Origin of the sequence: Microbulbifer sp. MCCC 1A16149 (assembly GCF_050368945.1) — a bacterium.
Classification (GTDB): domain Bacteria; phylum Pseudomonadota; class Gammaproteobacteria; order Pseudomonadales; family Cellvibrionaceae; genus Microbulbifer.
In genome coordinates, this window is the sequence record NZ_CP185959.1 from 2,289,594 (window position 1) to 2,307,042 (window position 17,449).

Below are 17,449 nucleotides of genomic sequence, written 5' to 3' on the forward strand. Positions count from 1 at the left end.
ACCCCACACACAAGAGGGAATTATCCGTGCTTGAAGCCTATCGCAAACACGTCGCCGAGCGCGCCGAACAAGGTATCCCACCCAAGCCCCTGAACGCCGAGCAGGTTGCCGGCCTGGTTGAACTGCTGAAGAACCCGCCCGCCGGTGAAGAGCAGGAACTGCTGGACCTGATCACCAACCGCGTACCGCCGGGTGTGGACGAGGCCGCTTACGTAAAAGCCGGTTTCCTCACCGCCATCGTCAAGGGCGAAGCGGAATCTCCGCTGATCGACAAAGAACACGCCACCAAACTGCTGGGCATGATGCTGGGCGGCTACAACATTGCCACCCTGGTAGACCTGCTGGACGACAAAGACCTGGCCAAGCTGGCAGGCGAGCAGCTGAAAGGCACCCTGCTGATGTTTGACGCCTTCCACGATGTGGAAGAGAAAGCGAAAGCCGGCAACGAAGTCGCCAAGGACGTGATCAAGTCCTGGGCCGAAGGTGAGTGGTTCACCAAGCGCAATAAAGTGCCCGAGAGCATCAAGGTTGCGGTCTTCAAGGTGACTGGCGAAACCAACACCGACGACCTGTCCCCTGCCCCCGATGCCTGGTCCCGTCCGGACATCCCCCTGCACGCGCGCGCCATGTACAAAATGACCCGTGACGGCCTGGAGCCGGAAGAACACGGCGTTACCGGCCCGATGAAGCAGGTCGAAGAAATTCAGAATAAAGGCCTGCCGGTTGCCTTCGTCGGCGACGTGGTCGGTACTGGTTCTTCCCGTAAGTCAGCGACCAACTCTGTGCTGTGGTTCTTCGGCGACGACCTCCCGGGTGTCCCGAACAAGAAGGGCGGCGGCATCTGTATCGGCGGTAAAGTAGCCCCGATCTTCTACAACACCATGGAAGACGCCGGCGCACTGGTATTCGAAGCACCGGTCGACGACCTGAACATGGGCGACATCATCGAGATCCGTCCGTACGAAGGCAAAATCCTGTCCGAAGACGGCAAGGTTCTGTCCGAGTTTGAACTGAAGTCCGACGTACTGCTGGACGAAGTTCAGGCCGGTGGCCGTATCAACCTGATCGTCGGTCGCGGCCTGACCACCAAGGCCCGCGAATCCCTGGGCCTGGAGGCATCCGATCTGTTCCGCAAGCCGGAGCAGCCGAACGACACCGGCAAGGGTTTCACCCTGGCCCAGAAAATGGTCGGCAAAGCGTGTGGCGTTGAAGGCATCCGCCCGGGCACCTACTGCGAGCCGAAGATGACTACCGTCGGTTCCCAGGACACCACTGGCCCGATGACCCGTGACGAACTGAAAGACCTGGCGTGCCTCGGCTTCCAGGCTGACCTCACCATGCAGTCTTTCTGTCACACCGCGGCCTACCCGAAGCCCGTGGACATCGACACCCAGCACACCCTGCCGGACTTCATCATGAACCGCGGCGGCGTTTCCCTGCGCCCGGGTGACGGCATCATCCACAGCTGGCTGAACCGCATGCTGCTGCCGGACACCGTAGGTACCGGTGGTGACTCCCACACCCGTTTCCCGATGGGCATCTCCTTCCCGGCCGGTTCCGGTCTGGTGGCGTTTGCCGCTGCGACCGGCGTCATGCCGCTGGATATGCCGGAATCCGTACTGGTGCGCTTCAAGGGCGAAATGCAGCCGGGCATCACCCTGCGTGACCTGGTACATGCCATCCCTTACTACGCGATCCAGGAAGGCCTGCTGACCGTCGAGAAGAAAGGCAAGAAGAACATCTTCTCCGGCCGTATCCTCGAGATCGAAGGTCTGGACAACCTGACCGTAGAACAGGCATTCGAACTGTCTGACGCCTCTGCAGAGCGTTCCGCTGCCGGCTGTACCATCAAGCTGCCGGAAGACGCCATCTCCGAATACCTGCGCTCCAACATCACCCTGCTGCGCTGGATGATCGCCGAAGGTTATGGCTCCAAGCGCACCCTGGAGCGTCGTGCGCGCGCCATGGAGGAGTGGTTGGAGAAGCCGGAGCTGATGAGCGCCGACGCCGATGCCGAATACGCTGCCGTGATCGAAATCGACCTGGCGGAAGTAAAAGAGCCGATCGTTTGCTGCCCGAACGACCCGGACGACGCCAAACTGCTGTCCGACGTTGCCGGCGACAAGGTAGACGAAGTATTCATCGGTTCCTGTATGACCAACATCGGTCACTTCCGCGCAGCCGGTAAACTGCTCCAGCAGCACAAAGGTGGCATCTCCACCCGTATGTGGATCTCTCCGCCCACCAAGATGGACGAGCACCAGCTGATGGAAGAAGGCTACTACAACATCTACGGCGCATCCGGTGCACGCACCGAAATGCCGGGATGCTCACTGTGCATGGGTAACCAGGCACGAGTAGCCCCGAACAGCACCGTACTGTCCACCTCCACCCGTAACTTCCCGAACCGTCTGGGCGATGGTGCCAACGTGTACCTGACCAGCGCGGAACTGGCGTCTGTGGGTGCGATCCTGGGCAAGCTGCCGACTCCAGCCGAGTATCAGGAATACGCACAGAACCTGAACTCCATGTCTGCGGAAATCTACCGCTACCTGAACTTCGACCAGATTGAAGACTTCCAGAAATCTGCCGAAGAAGGCAAGCGTATCGCCGCTACCGAGATTCAGGATGTTGCTATTTAAGTAACAAACTGAAGCAAAACAAAAAGCCCCGCCCTTCCCGGCGGGGCTTTTTTTATGCCAACCGAAAATCGCCTTGCTACACTGTTGTCCGGTATGGCGAACACCATCGACAAGGAAAGGCTATGAACGACAAGGAACTCTACAAGCAGAAAAAAGAGGCTCAGCTGGATCAATGGAAAGCAGAGTTAGACAAGCTCAAGGCCAAGGCCTCGGAAGAAAGTGCCGACAGAAAACGGGAACTGAATAAAGAGATAGAAAAGCTGGACAGCAAGATTGATGAGGGAAAAGCCAAGCTAGCGGAAATAGAAGACGCCAGTGAAGACGCCTGGGACTCAATCAAACAGGGCATGGATTCCGCCTGGGACTCGCTGAAGCATGCGTTCAGTGATGCGGCATCCAAATTCAAGAAGTAGCAGCCATCTTAGAATCAAATAAAAGCAAAGGCGGGTAAATTCCGCCAGCGGCGCATCGTTCTATCAAATTACCTGACAAGTGACGATGCTGCCGCCAACGATGGCTTCATTGATCGATAACTACAAATCCGGTCTCGCAAACTGCTATACAGTGACTGATTTTCTGAATTCCCGCTGCACTGTGCCAACGCTACTATCCCAAGAATAACCGCGGTGCAGTGACCAATTACTGCTAGAGGTTTCGAAATGGGAAAAACCCTGACTACTGCGCTTGTTGTGGTAGCGATCATCCTCGCCGCACTATTCTTCCTGATACACAAACCTTCGATTGCTGAAGTTGATCCCGTAGCGCCCTCCTCTTTCAGTACTGACCAAATAGCGCACGGTGAGGTAATTGCCGGTATTGGTAACTGCGCCACGTGCCATACCACGGACGAAGATAAACCTTATGCCGGTGGCAGGGACTTCTCTACCGGGTTCGGCACGCTCTATTCCACCAATATCACGCCACATCCCCGGCACGGCATTGGGCGCTGGTCACGGGACGCGTTTGTGCGGGCAATGCGCAAGGGTGTTGCGCGTAATGGCAACTATCTGTATCCCGCGTTTCCCTATACACATTACAAAAACCTGTCGGATGAAGATCTGGATGCGCTATACGCGTACCTGATGTCCCGCGAGCCCGCTGCCTATACCCCACCTGAAAACGCGATGCGGTTTCCATTCAATCTGCGATTTTTGCAGTGGGGATGGCAACTGCTGTTTTTCGATGGCGAGCTGTTGAAGCCCGATCCACAACAGAGTGATACGTGGAACCGTGGCGCCTACCTTGCGGAAGGCGCCGGCCACTGTACTGCCTGTCACTCGCCGCGCAATGCCTTCGGAGCGGAACAAAAAGACCGTGCCTACGCCGGCGCGCTGATCGACAACTGGTATGCGCCAGCACTAAACGCCCAGCAGCCGGTGCCGGTGCACTGGGACACCGATTCACTCTACAGCTATCTGCGCGACGGGCAGGCGGACTACCAGGGTGTCGCTGTGGGGTCGATGGGTGAGGTGGTTCACAAGGGATTGCGAAAGGCGCCGGACGAAGATATCCGTGCACTCGCTGTGTATCTGGCTTCACTCGGCGGGCCGCAAGACGCCAATGCAGCCAGCCAGCAAGCGCGTCAAATGATGGATGCCGCGCAGCAGCGTAGCAACCGTTTGCGCAGCCACGGGGAGCATCTCTACATCACCGCGTGCGCCGGATGTCACTTCAATGCCGTGGGAGCACCGCTTGCGCTGCGTGCAGAGCTGAGCCTGAACAGCGCCGTCACTGCCAGCGATCCCACCAACCTACTGCGTGTGCTGCTGCAGGGTGTACCGGCCAGTGACGGCACTCCTGGCATCGTGATGCCGGATTTCGCGGTACTGAAGGATGAGGATATTGCGAGCCTTGCGGACTTCCTGCGCCAGCGCGCGGATTTGCCACCGTGGCAAGGTGTGGAGAAACGCCTGAAAGCGCTTCGCCAGCAATTGGGAGATAACAACAAGTCACAGCACGGAGGGAGCCAATGAGCATCAAGTTCCAGGTGAATGGCGAGGCGGTGGCCGTGGATGTTCCGGAGGATACGCCGCTACTGTGGGTCATCCGCGACGATATCGGCCATACCGGAACCAAGTTTGGCTGTGGCATCGGCTTGTGTGGCGCCTGTACCGTACACGTTAACGGTCGCGCGGTACGTTCGTGCATTACACCGGTAAGCAGCGTTGCAGGGACCAAGGTCACGACGATCGAGGGCCTTTCACAGGGCGCCGAGCACCCGCTGATCCAGGCCTGGGTAGAAACGCAGACGCCCCAATGTGGTTACTGCCAGCCCGGCCAGATTATGCAGGCAGCGGCCATGCTGAAAGACTTCCCCAATCCCACGGATGAGCAAATCGACCAGGTGATGAGTGGCAATCTGTGCCGCTGTATGGCCTATGTGCGTATTCGCAAGGCCATCAAACTGGCCGCCAGCCGCATGCGTGCCGATACCACTGAAAACATGTCGGGGGCGGATCATGCTTAAGTTTCTCCAACGCGACGCTACGGGAGAGGGAGTGCCCGATCTCGGGCGGCGCGGTTTTATTATCGGCATGGCGGGCGCCGGACTGACCTTTGCCTTCGCTCGCTCTCCACTTAGCCTCGCGGATCCCTCGAGCGCCATTGCCGCAGGCGCCTATGAGCCAACGGTGTGGTACCAGATACAGAAAGACGGCCATATTGTGGTAAATATCGCCAAGGCCGAAATGGGTCAGCACATCGGCACCGCCCTCGCCCGTATTGTTGCCGATGAGCTGGAAGCCGATTGGGCGCAGGTCTCACTCAACTACGTGGACAGCGACCCCAAGTGGGGATACATGGTCACGGGCGGCAGCTGGTCGGTGTGGCAGAGCTACATGCCGTTGAGCCAGGCCGGCGCGGCCGGCCGCACCGCATTGATCGAGGAAGGCGCGCGCCAACTCGGCGTGCCCACGGATCGGTGCCGCGCGCGCAACGGGCAGATAATCGCCGGCAATCGCTCGATCAGTTACGCCGAGCTGGTACAGAGTGGCAAGCTCAGCCGCAGCTTCAGCGAGGAAGAACTGAAGAAAATACCGGTGAAAGCTCCCGCCGAACGTCGATTGATCGGCGGCGCGACAAAGGCACTGGATATACCCGACAAGTCCGACGGCAAGGCAATTTACGGTCTCGATGCCCGCGTTGACGGCATGGTCTATGGGCGCCCACTGATTCCTCCGACCCGCTATGGCACCAGTGTCAAAAGTCTCGACGACAGTGCGGCGCGCGATATTCCCGGCTATCAAAAAACGATCGTGCTCGAAGATCCCTCCGATACGGTCCCCGGCTGGGCGATGGTGATTGCCGATAGCTTTCATGCGGCGAATCGGGCAGCGCAAAAGATCGCAGTGGAATGGGCGCTAGGCAAGACCGCGGATGTGGATGAACAGGCCATTCTCGATCGTGGTCGCGAATTGATTGACGCTGGCGACGCGGGCGTCGTAGTGGTGGACGACGACATTGAAACGGCATTTGCGCAGGCCGCGCAAACCATTGAAGCGGAATACATCACCCACAGTGTACTGCACTTCCAGATGGAACCAGTCAACGCACTGGCCCTGGAAAAAGACGGTATCTGGGAAATCCATACCGGCAATCAGTGGCAATCGCTGATCCTGCCCACACTGGCAAAGGCACTGGGCGTGAAAGAAAGCCAGGTGATAATGAAAACCTACATGCTGGGTGGCGGCTTTGGTCGCCGGCTCAATGGCGACTATGCGGTGCCCGCGGCACTCGCCGCCAAGGCGCTGGGTAAGCCGGTCAAAATGGTGCTGACCCGCGAGGACGACGTCCGCTTCGACTCCTTGCGTTCGCCCTCCGTACAGCGGATGCGAATGGCATTTGATGGCGACGGCAAGATCATCGGCATGGAGCACCACGCCACCGCCGGTTGGCCCACGGAGGTTATGGCACCCTCATTCCTCGCCGATGGCATCTCCGGCGGCAAGTACGATCCCTTCGCGATTCAGGGTGCGCTGCACTGGTATTCCGTGGGCGGCCATCGACTGCGGGCCATTTCCAACGACCTCGCCAAGGACACCTTCCGCCCGGGGTGGCTGCGCTCGGTGGGCTCTGGCTGGGTTAACTGGGCACTGGAAAGCTTTATGGACGAAGGCGCCCATAAAGCAAGACAGGATCCCATCGACTTCCGCCTGGAAAAGCTCAAGGCCGAAGGCAAAAACGCAGGGTCTGCGCCCAATGCAGTGGGTGGGGCGAGTCGGCAGGCGAATGTACTGCGTCGGGTGCGGGAAATTTCAGACTGGGGAACCGACATGCCTACCGACACCGGCCTCGGCGTGGCGACGACCTATGGCCAGGAGCGCAATATGCCCACCTGGACCGCCTGTGTAGCCCGCGTGCGCGTGGATCGCAGCACGGGACGTCCCACAGTGGAAAAACTCACCCTGGTGACCGATGCCGGAACGGTAGTACATCCGGATGGCGCCCGCGCGCAGGTCGAAGGTGCGGCGCTGTGGGGCGTCAGTCTCGCCCTGCACGAAGGCACCCGGTTTGACAAAGGCCAGGTGATCGACACCAATCTCAACAGTTACACACCGCTACGCATGCGCGACGTGCCCGAAATCGAAATGGAGTTTGTCGACAGTACCGAAAACCCGGTCGGTCTCGGTGAGCCGGCAACCACGGTGGTCGGCCCGGCTATTGCCAATGCGATCTTTGCCGCGGTTGGTGTACGCATGCGCACACTGCCGATGCGCGCAGAGGATATTTTACAGGTACTCAAGAGCGAGCTTGATCAATAACCAAATGAGGGTGGGTAATTACACGGTAGACAACATGCATGGGAGCACAGTAAATAGTCCCTGCCTGAAACCAGGTTAAATGGGCTTGGTTCATGATGCGAATCTCCGGATAATTGCGTCTGGCTTAACGGATTGAATATCCCATAAACGCAGTATTCAGGAGAGATCATGGACTTGAATTGGGCTGTAAGTGAAAGCAGTGATTCGCTAAGACCGGTAGCGGGCAATGACAGCAAGTATTTCGTCCACCACGGCAGCTGTGAAGGCAGTTCAGAACATGAGGTACAAAAGGCTGTCGAAGCCTGTATTGATAAGGCCTGCGACCTTCTGGAACAAAATATTCAGGACGATTCCAGATACCTGCTGTTTGAGTGGAATCCCAAGACCTCAACGCTAGCCATCGTGGTAACCGACGATGGGAAAGAGCGGGACTCACGCGATGTTGTGCAATGTCATTTTGTCGCAAATGATATAGCGCTGAACCCTGACGATATTCAGTTCTGGATCAGGGATTACCTGACCACCTGCACGCAATTCCTGCACTACTCACTGATTGCCGCGTTTCACTGCGATTCGCGCGCGGATTGCACGTTGCTGTAAAGTAGCAAACCAGCGCTTGAACCCTAAAACCTTAAACAGCCTCCGGACCTAACTGATGTCCAATCTGGACTACCTCGGCACTAGTACTCCGTCCATGGTGCTTTACCTTCCCCACCGTCCAAATGGCCTCGATCACTTGGTAAAGACGCCGGATGCCCGTCTGTTGATGGATGGCAATTCAAATCATTGGCGCAAGATCGTGACGTTACTGGCCAAGGTCGCATGCCCCGATGAGGACTGGAGGGGTTTCCGGGATGAGGCACTGTCTCAGCATACGGCGCTGTGCTTTGCACCGCGACTCGTAGACGTGACTACGTGGCACTGGATTGGCGGAAAGGAAAATTTACTGCGCTTTGGCCTCGAGGTCTCAAACGCCGAGGCTCTGCCCGACGCGCCGGACGTGGCCATCGATATTGAGAATCGGATACTGCTGACGCCCTACCCTGACTACCGCCAGCTCAGCAATGCAACGGTAAGCCAGATTCGCACGGCGCTGGACGCGGCGGGGTTCTATACAGCCGACTTGGGGGCTACTTTCAGCAGCAGCCCCTGAGGGAAAGATACATTTTTTGTATAGCGCCGGTTTAGCGACGGGAAAGCGTTGATCCACGGGCATCCAGTCCCGCCAGAATAACTTTCACGTCATGGGCCACTCTATAAGCCTTCTTGGCTTCAAATTCAATCCCCACAAAAGGCCCCACACTCTCTGGTGGGACTTTTACCTAATAGAACCTTTAAAGTAGCGAGGACCACCCTGATTCAAGTAGGATTGATATCAGGGACGTAAAATCTGAACTTTCTCAGACCGTAGGTACGTGACAAAAAGGACGTCATCGCCATGCTAAAACTTCCTCAACTGCTAAGTTTTTTTCTCACTATTGTTGTTAGTGTCTCAGCGACCAGCCAACCTCTCATCAGACAGAAAAGCCCCCCACCTGAAATGGGTGGGATTCTGATCCTGGGAAAGTCGCTCCAGAGAATGACCAACATATGTCGCAACGTATTTCCCTCACAAGCAGCCGTTTATGAAGGAATCTATCAGGCATCTTCTATCCCTCGCTATCTGGCGCTTTTCAAATTCGAAGCCAAGATACCACTGGTCACAGGTTCCCGAGATGAGCAGCTGCGTGCACTCGGCATGTCTGAAGAGGAAGCCAACAGCATGTGTAGTACGGAGCTAATGCAACATATCGACGGATTCGATCGAAAGTATGCTCACCGCCACGAAGAAATAGAAGCATCATTTTCTGAGCTAAAAAAGTCAATCTCCAAGGCAAAACAAGAGGCTCCAAAGCCCACTAAAGCCTCTACCAACGATCCTCGCTTCGACAGCCTCGTTTCCAAAATAAAGGAAACTTCTAAGCTAAGCTTCGATTCAGCAAACTGGGCGATATTTGCAGATTTATACGAACCTGGAACGTTTGATTGTTGGAAATCCGTACCCAATGCTTCAGATTTCGGGTTTCTCGCATTACATCCGATCCCAAATGACGCGACTTATAAAGTAGAGAAATTCACAGAGTTCATGTTGTCAAATGGCGTTTTTAGCAATCAAAAACCTACGCATTTGATGAGGATTTCATACCAACATTCTAGCAATGCGGAACGTTGCGGCCAGGGCGAGCGCAAACGATGGCCGTCACATTACTTCTTCTTAGTGAACCGTGATGATAACTATCACCTAACGCACTACTGCCCCCAAAACCCTAGCGAAATAGAATGGGGAGTTCCTGTATCTGCCGCGATGTTTTCTGACACAATCAATCATCTCGACGCAAGTGACTGGAAAATTGTCCCTAAGGAAGTAAAACTCGACCCCTCCAATGAACGTGGCGCCAGAGATTACCTTCGGGAAAAATACGGGTTTAACCCCAAACAGGCCACTGTCGCGATCGAACATATCTGCAACCCTGAAAATATATCCCCGCAGTAGCAGGCATCCTACTATTGGATGAAGCGGTAAATGCACTTGGATTGAATGATGAACCGCCATGGCTGTGAGTCGCGTCTAATAGGTCACGCCAAATACATTATGCGCCATGCCAGTTTTGAGAGTGTAGTAGACAGTGCCTGTGGGGCTACTTTCAGCAACAGCCCCACAGCAAAGATATTGACGCCGGTTTAGCGACGGGAAAGCGTTGATCCACGGGCATCCAGTCCCGCCAGAATGGCCTTCATCTCATCGGCCTCTTCCTGGGCTTTCCTGGCTTTAGCGGCAGCCATGGCCGCTTTTTCGGCTTCGATACCCGCCTTGATCGCCCGCTCTTTGGTGGCACTGCCGGTGCGGCCGGTTGCCAGCTTTTCTTTTACCGGTTTTTTCGGCTTCGTGGTCGTGCTGGCCGCGGGCTTCACGCGGCTCGCCCGCGGCTTAGGCTTGGGTGCCAGTGCAGATTTGGTGGTACCGGGCTTGACCGTCTTGATACCGACAAGGCTCTTGGCGTTGAAGGAGTCCAGCGCTTCCTCCACCAGCTCCTGCAACTCCAGGCGATCCTCTGCCACAGCGAACAGGCTTGGAGTGAAAGCGCTGGCACCGAATTTCTTTAGCTCTTCGTAGAATGGGTGATCGATACCCAATGTAAGCGCGGCCTGGATTTGCTGAAAGCGGGCTTCCGGGGATACCCCTTCGCGCGCTGTGCCCACCCATACTTGATCCGTGTCTTCATTAGTCAGGGTAAATACGATCATAGAGCCTCAGTCAACCTCTTCGAATTCAGTCCCGTGGATCAGCGGTGACTCACCCGTCCACCACATTCTGACCCACCAAAAGGCCGCGCATTCTAATGATTTAAAAGTAAATGTGCAGACTTGACTTGAGGAATACTGTCGTTACATTTGCTCCGGAATATTTATCACTGCAAAACCATGGATCTCCCCTATTTCCTCGGCTGCCCGCAATGGCAGCACCCGGCGTGGAACCCCCGTTTACCGGTGGGCGCAACACCGCTCGAACGCTACAGTCAGGTGCTGAATTGTGTTGAGGGTAATACTACGTTCTACGCCACACCGACTCAGGCGCAATGCGTGCAGTGGCGAGGACAGGTTTCGGGTGACTTTCGTTTCCTGCTCAAATTCCCGCGTAGTGTTTCCCACGATCACCTGCTTGCCCCGCCGGAGAAGGTGGTGCGGGATTTCCTGGAAATCATCTCCCCGCTGAACGACGTGCTGGGCCCCTTTTTGCTGCAATTGCCCGCCGCTTTCGGCCCTCAGCACCTGGACAACCTGTGGCGCTTTCTGGACAAGCTCCCTGCGCCATTGACCGGCGCGGTGGAAGTCCGCCACCCCGCGTTTTTTCAGAAAGGAGAGGCCGAGCGCGCACTGAACCGGGGCCTGCGTGCCCGTAATAGCGCCCGGGTGTGTCTGGATAGCCGCGGTCTGTTCTCGGCAAAAGCAGATAGCCCGTCGATGATTGACGCACAGCGCAAGAAGCCCAATGTGCCGGTGCATGTGCTACCCGTGGATGCGCCCCCGGTGATTCGCTATATCGGCCACCCGGAACTCGAGAGCAACCGCGAGTTCCTGGCCCCCTGGGTCGAGCGGGTCGCCGGCTGGATAGATCAGGGACTGCGCCCATTTGTGTTTATTCATATGCCGGACAACGGCGACGCGCTGAACCTGGTCACGCTCTGGAGTGAACTGCTGCACGCCCGCTTGCAGCAGGCGCCAATTCTGCACTTCAACGAAAAACAGCCCCAAATGGGGCTGTTCTGAGAAGCTTCCGCCGTGCGCTGCCCAGGCATTTGCTCGGGCGGCTTCTTGCCGAGTCAATCCTCGATGGCAATGCTTTCTAGATTGCCCCAGGGTTCCAGCGCAATCGCCTGGGGACCATTCCAGATAATGATTGGGAGCGGCTTGTCGGAAACGTAACCCTCAAATGTGGTATCGCGAATAATGTCCTGCGAAGTGGCTTCGAACACCAGAAGTTCGGCGAACATCACCCTGCTATCGTATTTCAGGATATCGGCTACCTCTCCCCAGTAAACGAAATCATTCGCTTCCATCCAGGTGGTCGTCGGCGCGGTGCGCAACATCTCCGACACAGGCGGTGTATCGATTGACACTTCAACCTCGATGCCCTCTGCCATATCCAGTACATCCAGCTGGATACCACTGGCGAGATCAGCACTGTAGGAGAACAGGTCCGAAGGTGGTTCTATCAGCTGCTGCAGTCCAGCGGGGGTACTCAGGTCCAGGTCCGGGGTATAGCGCTCGAGCGCACCCACCGCGTCGAAGCCACCAATATTGGTTTGCGCCTCAAGTACACTGAAGCGGGGTCTGGGATCCTCTTCCGCCGGGTTGATCACGTAGGTAGACCATTCCGCACGATAGCCACTGATGTTTTGCCCTACTGATTCATAGATATTCAACGAAACCGCATAGACCGGCCGATGTTGTTCGGGGTAAAAGCGCATTCTTGCCAGCTTGAAGTTTTCCGGCAGAAACTCGCCCTCAAACTCCTTGACCTTGTGCGGTGGAATCTCAAAGTTGATAAAAATTGTCTGGGGGTTCTCGCGCAGGCTGAAAAATAATTTCGGGCGCTCCTGGCCCTGAAGGATATTTAATCCCTGATAGAGATCCAGCAGCCCAAAATATAGGGTTGGGATCTCCTGGGGAGGGATGACTCCCGCATTCTGGAATAGCAGGGCAAAAACCAGCTGTGGATCAACGCCGCCGAGGACACACCCTACCAGATTGGAAAACAGCTGAGAGCTGTTGGTCGCTGGCCCATTGCAAGCGCCGGGCCCGCCCTGGGTTACCACCACGGGGGCAGTTACCGGCTGAACCAGAAATTCCGTCTTGGTATCTGTGATCAGCGCGCTGGCCTCGGGCTTTAGGTACTTGCTCCAGCTAAAGGTGTTGCCGATGAGGGACCGCGCGGGGTTCGCCAGCGACAACCCTCCACTGACGGAACTACCGTCATAAAAGTGCCTGGCGACGGCACCGCCTGGCGCGAACTGTAATTCAGTTGCATCCAGAAATGTTTCTGAGAGCCGCAACCTGTGTTGCCCACTGGGCCGATAAGTAGTATTCCACTCCAGGCTGCCCTCCGCCGTATAAAGGCTGCCTCGCCAGCTGCCGGATTCATGCTCAAGCATCAGACTGCTGGGAATGTTGGTCGACAGCTGCAACAACTCGACCCCGGGTTGGGCCTTGTGGCTGGAGAATCGGTACAGACGCGGGGTCGTATCGCCGGGCAGTGTGACAAAGGTCTTGAATTCAAGTTTTGCACCATTTTCTGCACGGGATGTGTTTCCTATATCGGCGATCACATAGAAGTGTTTCGGGTACAGAAGGTCCAACAACTGGCTCGGTGCGCGCTTGGCTATATTTTCCTTCAATATTGCGGCCAAGACTTGGTCGCCTTTCACCGTGAGCGGGTAGACGCTTGCCAGTTTGAAAGGCGGCGTCAGCCCGATTTCCTGGGCAAAACTTTCCGCGTACTTTTCCTGGATTTCCCATACGATCAAACCGCGCTGTTCGACCTCAAGGGGAAATACCGGCGGCTCCGCTCCGGATATTGTGGTTTGCTCAAAGGCCGCGGCGAGACGACTCCCTCCGAAGACATTACTTCTGATTTCGGTCAGTATCTGCTTCTCTTCCGCGGAAATCGCCGCCGCATGCAAGTGCGTAAGCAGTAACGATAAAGCGCCAACAGTAAGCAGCACCGCTTTTAGTGTCAGGTCCCGCATATCTCCTCCATGAAGTCATCAAGCCGACCGCGGCGGTTTAAATAGCCGCCTGGAACCGATCAGCCTTACTAAAAGGTATAGGTGATTGCGGCAAAGCCCTTGAGGACGTAGTCGTCACCGACGATGGGGCTGTCCGAAATATCGTCACCGAGGTATTCCGCATTGATATCCAGCACCAGCCGCCAGTGCTCGGTGATCTCCAGCATGCCGCCGATCCCCCCTTCCAGGGTCACGGTGCTGCCCACATCGTATACGGGGCGGCCGGGCAAAGCGGCCCAGGAAGGCACGCCGAAGTCGTAATTGGCGAGGTCGCTGCTCAACCAGTTCAGCCCGAGCGACGGTCCCCAGCTGACATTGCCGGTCTGGAATCCTTTTGACACCCGCAATTCCGCGGTGCCCCCGCCAAAGCGGTCGAGGACATCGTGCTGGTAGCGAAAATCCACATCGATTCTATTGGGGCCGTCATATACCAGCCCCACCCCGGCCATCAGCGTGCTGTCACGATCTCCCAGGCCCACTAGAACAGGGCTGTCGCTCTCTTCGTAGGCGCCGACCCGATAGGTGGCATTGATCGCGAAGCGAAAGGTGTCGCTCCCCCAGAGGCCATAGCGCAGGCTGGGGCCAACCCACTGCAAGCGCTCGCCAAAGTAGGTAATAGCCGGAATGACCTGGGTTACGTTGGAATCCGAGCCTACATAGGGGCTGCTGCGGCCTATGACACCGAGGCCGACGCCCCACTGCCCCGACTCGCCCAGCACTTCGTAAAGCTCGATGTCGACAGATTTGGTCTCGTTAGCTGCCAGGTAGAAACTGGCGCGCTGGAAGCTGGGTGGTCCCTTGGGACGATAACCGTTTGACAGGCCTATCGGCTCTTTCGGTATTCCGATAAAAGTTCGCCCCAATACGCGATCGTTATCGCGGTCGGCGTAGACCAACAGCGCGACCGTGCCCGAAGGCACGCCTGAAATCCTGTAAATCCCGTCAGCGTTGATCGGCAGCCGTGTTTCGCTGCGCGGACTGCGGAAATCGCCAAAAGCATCCGGATCGTCGTATACCTGAAATACCAAAGCCCCTTCAGCAGGTGCATTCCCTACTCGCACCTCCAAGTCTGCCCCACTGACATTGCCAATAAACAACAACAAGCAAATGCCACACAGCCTGACAGTCAGGTTTTTCATCTAAGCCTCACGCCTTTTTCGGATTTCAAGACAGCAGTACGCGACCAAACCAGGAATAGATCACCCCCAGATACAGAGACAGGCGACCCGAGGGCCGCCTGTCATTCAAACACTGCATTGATGTGCTCTGCGCATCAGAACTCAATCCGGTCGATCCAGATTCATGACCTTTGTCCACGCTTTAACAAAATCATTTACAAACGCCTGATCCGAATCTTCCATCGCGTAGTACTCAGCGACTGCGCGCAGCTCGGAATTTGACCCGAAGATGAGATCTACCGGCGTGGCAGTCCACTTGACCTTGCCGGTCTTGCGGTCCTTGCCCTCGTAGATACCGTCACCCTTGGAGGACTTGGACCATTCAGAATCCATGCTGAGCAGGTTTACGAAGAAGTCATTGGTCAGGGTTCCCGGTTTATCCGTCAGCACACCCAGCTTGGAGCCGCCCGTGTTCGCGCCCAATGCCCGCATGCCGCCCACAAGCACCGTCATTTCTGGCACCGTCAGGGTCAGGAGATCCGCCCGATCTACCAGCATCTCCGTGGGCGAGACAGAATTTCCTTTGCCGTAATAATTCCGGAAACCATCTGCCATCGGCTCCAGCCAGCTGAAAGATTCAACATCGGTCATTTCCACCGTTGCATCCGTGCGCCCCGGCTTGAAAGGTACATGCACATTGTGTCCGGCCTTTTTGGCAGCTTCTTCCACAGCCGCATTGCCCGCCAGTACGATGGTGTCAGCCAGCGAGACCTGTTTGCCACCGGACAGCGACTTGTTGAATCCCTGCTGGATGGATTCCAGCTTGCTCAGCACTTTGTTGAGCTCTTGCGGGTTATTGACTGGCCAATCTTTCTGCGGAGCCAGTCGTATGCGGGCACCATTGGCACCGCCGCGCATATCGGACCCGCGGAAAGTGGAAGCCGAGGCCCAGGCGGTCCGCACCAGCTCCGGCACTGTCAGCCCGGACGACAGAATCTCGCCTTTCAGCTTTAACACATCCCGCTCATCCAATGGCTGGTAATCTGCTGTCGGGAGCGGGTCTTGCCACAACAGGTCTTCTTTCGGTACTTCCGTGCCCAGATAACGGGCCTTCGGTCCCATATCCCGGTGGGTGAGTTTGAACCAGGCTCTGGCAAACGCATCTTCCAGCTCTTTCGGGTTGTCCTTGAAGCGCTCGGAAATTTTGCGGTAGGCAGGGTCTTCCTTCAGTGCCAGGTCCGTCGTCAGCATGATTGGCGCGTGGCGTTTGTCCTTGAGATGCGCGTCCGGCACCATGTTGGCGGCATTGGAATCGGTTGGAATCCACACGGTTCCGCCACCAGGTGACTCCGATTTCTTCCACTCGAACTTGAAAAGATTGTCGAGGAAGTTGTGGCTCCATTGCGCCGGCGTGATCGTCCATGCACCCTCGAGTCCACTGGTAAAGGTATCCTCGGCATTACCTTTGCCACATTTGTTTTTCCAGCCAAACCCCTGCTGCTCAACCGGCGCTGCGGCAGGCTCTTTACCGACACATTCGTGCTTGACCGCACCGTGGGTTTTACCAAACGCATGCCCTCCGGCTATCAGGGCAACTGTCTCCTCGTCGTTCATGGCCATGCGCCCGAATGACAGGCGAATCTTTTCTGCGGCCAGCTTCGGGTCAAGGCTGGCCCCCGGGCCCTCCGGGTTCACATAGATCAGGCCCATAACGGTGGCAGCCAGTTTCCGATCCAGCTGCTTGCCTTTAAAGCGTTTCTCATAGTCGAGCATCTGGGTTTCCGGTCCCCAGTAGACCAGCTCTGGTTCCCAGTCATCCTCGCGGCCGCCGGCAAAACCGAATGTCTTGAACCCCATGGACTCCAGAGACACGTTACCCGTGAGAATCATCAGGTCTGCCCAGGAAATCGACTTGCCGTATTTCTGCTTGATCGGCCACAACAGTCGACGGGCCTTGTCCAGACTGACGTTATCCGGCCAGCTATTGAGCGGATCAAAACGTTGTTGACCACCTCCGGCACCGCCACGGCCGTCACCAACGCGGTAAGTACCTGCGGAATGCCACGCCATACGGATCATCAGCGGCCCGTAGTGACCATAATCCGCCGGCCACCAATCCTGGGAGGTAGTGAGTACCTTCTCGATATCTTTTTTAACCGCATTCAGGTCCAGGCTGTTGAATGCTTTGGCGTAATCGAAATCGTCGGCCATTGGGCTGGAAGATTTCCCGTGATCCCGCAACGGCGAGAGATCCAGTTGATCTGGCCACCAGAAACTGTTGGGCTTGGGTTCTCCCGGCATCGGCTCGTCTTGCGCCTGAATCGATACACTTGCCGAGAGTGTCGCGATCGTCATGGCTATGGCGGTACAGAGTGGGATCGTCTTTTTGAGCATGTCAGTGCCTCCTGCGAGTTGCTCGCTGGTTCGTTCTGAATATTGTTGGCTTTGAATATAGGCACTGACACAGCCACTATCCGGGCAAAAGCAAGCTACACGCGCCAACGAACAGGAAAAGCCCAGGAATTTCGCAAACTGCCGCTCCATCAATAAAGCAAGCAAATCACCCCCATTGGTTTTGTTTATTTGAAGACAATGTCTGCGAG

At 56.4% G+C, this 17,449-nt stretch carries 13 protein-coding genes; 9 read left to right on the plus strand and 4 right to left on the minus strand.

Features of this window, described 5'->3' with window-relative positions:
* Positions 1-26: 26 nt before the first annotated feature.
* The 8 genes from acnB (at position 27) to ACONT6_RS09755 (ending at position 9,935) form a co-directional block, all read left to right on the plus strand.
* Positions 27-2,642 (plus strand): bifunctional aconitate hydratase 2/2-methylisocitrate dehydratase, encoded by a 2,616-nt coding sequence (gene acnB, locus ACONT6_RS09720; protein WP_428818346.1) that lies wholly within the window; start codon positions 27-29, stop codon positions 2,640-2,642.
* 122 nt (positions 2,643-2,764) lie between these two features.
* Entirely contained in the window at positions 2,765-3,055 is a 291-nt protein-coding gene (locus tag ACONT6_RS09725) for a coiled coil domain-containing protein (protein ID WP_428818347.1), read from the plus strand.
* 246 nt (positions 3,056-3,301) lie between these two features.
* Positions 3,302-4,615 carry a cytochrome c gene (locus ACONT6_RS09730; RefSeq protein WP_428818348.1) on the plus strand — a complete coding sequence of 438 codons (1,314 nt, stop codon included), beginning with the start codon at positions 3,302-3,304 and terminating at the stop codon, positions 4,613-4,615.
* Positions 4,612-5,109: a (2Fe-2S)-binding protein gene (locus ACONT6_RS09735; protein ID WP_428818349.1), complete on the plus strand. Its 498-nt coding sequence runs from the start codon at positions 4,612-4,614 to the stop codon at positions 5,107-5,109. Before ACONT6_RS09730 ends, ACONT6_RS09735 begins: the two co-directional genes overlap by 4 nt.
* Complete coding sequence (locus tag ACONT6_RS09740; RefSeq protein ID WP_428818350.1) at positions 5,102-7,402, plus strand: molybdopterin cofactor-binding domain-containing protein; 2,301 nt, start codon at positions 5,102-5,104, stop codon at positions 7,400-7,402. The genes ACONT6_RS09735 and ACONT6_RS09740 overlap by 8 nt, the downstream gene beginning before the upstream one ends.
* A gap of 168 nt (positions 7,403-7,570) precedes the next feature.
* Positions 7,571-8,002 carry a hypothetical protein gene (locus ACONT6_RS09745; protein ID WP_428818351.1) on the plus strand — a complete coding sequence of 144 codons (432 nt, stop codon included), beginning with the start codon at positions 7,571-7,573 and terminating at the stop codon, positions 8,000-8,002.
* 55 nt (positions 8,003-8,057) lie between these two features.
* Positions 8,058-8,555 (plus strand): DUF6942 family protein, encoded by a 498-nt coding sequence (locus ACONT6_RS09750; protein WP_428818352.1) that lies wholly within the window; start codon positions 8,058-8,060, stop codon positions 8,553-8,555.
* 285 nt (positions 8,556-8,840) lie between these two features.
* Entirely contained in the window at positions 8,841-9,935 is a 1,095-nt protein-coding gene (locus tag ACONT6_RS09755; RefSeq protein ID WP_428818353.1) for a hypothetical protein, read from the plus strand.
* A 188-nt stretch (positions 9,936-10,123) separates the two neighbouring features.
* Here ACONT6_RS09755 and ACONT6_RS09760 read toward each other — a convergent pair whose 3' ends face one another.
* A complete protein-coding gene (locus ACONT6_RS09760) occupies positions 10,124-10,687 on the minus strand; it encodes a hypothetical protein (protein ID WP_428818354.1) in 564 nt (187 codons plus the stop codon).
* Between the two features lie 177 nt (positions 10,688-10,864).
* On the opposite strand from ACONT6_RS09760, the gene ACONT6_RS09765 reads away from it, so the two are divergent.
* Positions 10,865-11,710, plus strand: coding sequence for a DUF72 domain-containing protein (locus tag ACONT6_RS09765; protein ID WP_428818355.1), 846 nt, complete (start codon positions 10,865-10,867; stop codon positions 11,708-11,710).
* Positions 11,711-11,763: 53 nt separating this feature from the next.
* On the opposite strand, the gene ACONT6_RS09770 is transcribed toward ACONT6_RS09765, so the two are convergent.
* From ACONT6_RS09770 to katG, 3 genes are all read right to left on the minus strand, one after another.
* A complete protein-coding gene (locus ACONT6_RS09770) occupies positions 11,764-13,689 on the minus strand; it encodes a hypothetical protein (RefSeq protein ID WP_428818356.1) in 1,926 nt (641 codons plus the stop codon).
* A gap of 68 nt (positions 13,690-13,757) precedes the next feature.
* A complete protein-coding gene (locus ACONT6_RS09775; protein ID WP_428818357.1) occupies positions 13,758-14,867 on the minus strand; it encodes a MipA/OmpV family protein in 1,110 nt (369 codons plus the stop codon).
* 141 nt (positions 14,868-15,008) lie between these two features.
* Positions 15,009-17,240 (minus strand): catalase/peroxidase HPI, encoded by a 2,232-nt coding sequence (gene katG / locus ACONT6_RS09780; protein WP_428818358.1) that lies wholly within the window; start codon positions 17,238-17,240, stop codon positions 15,009-15,011.
* Between the last annotated feature and the right edge of the window lie 209 nt (positions 17,241-17,449).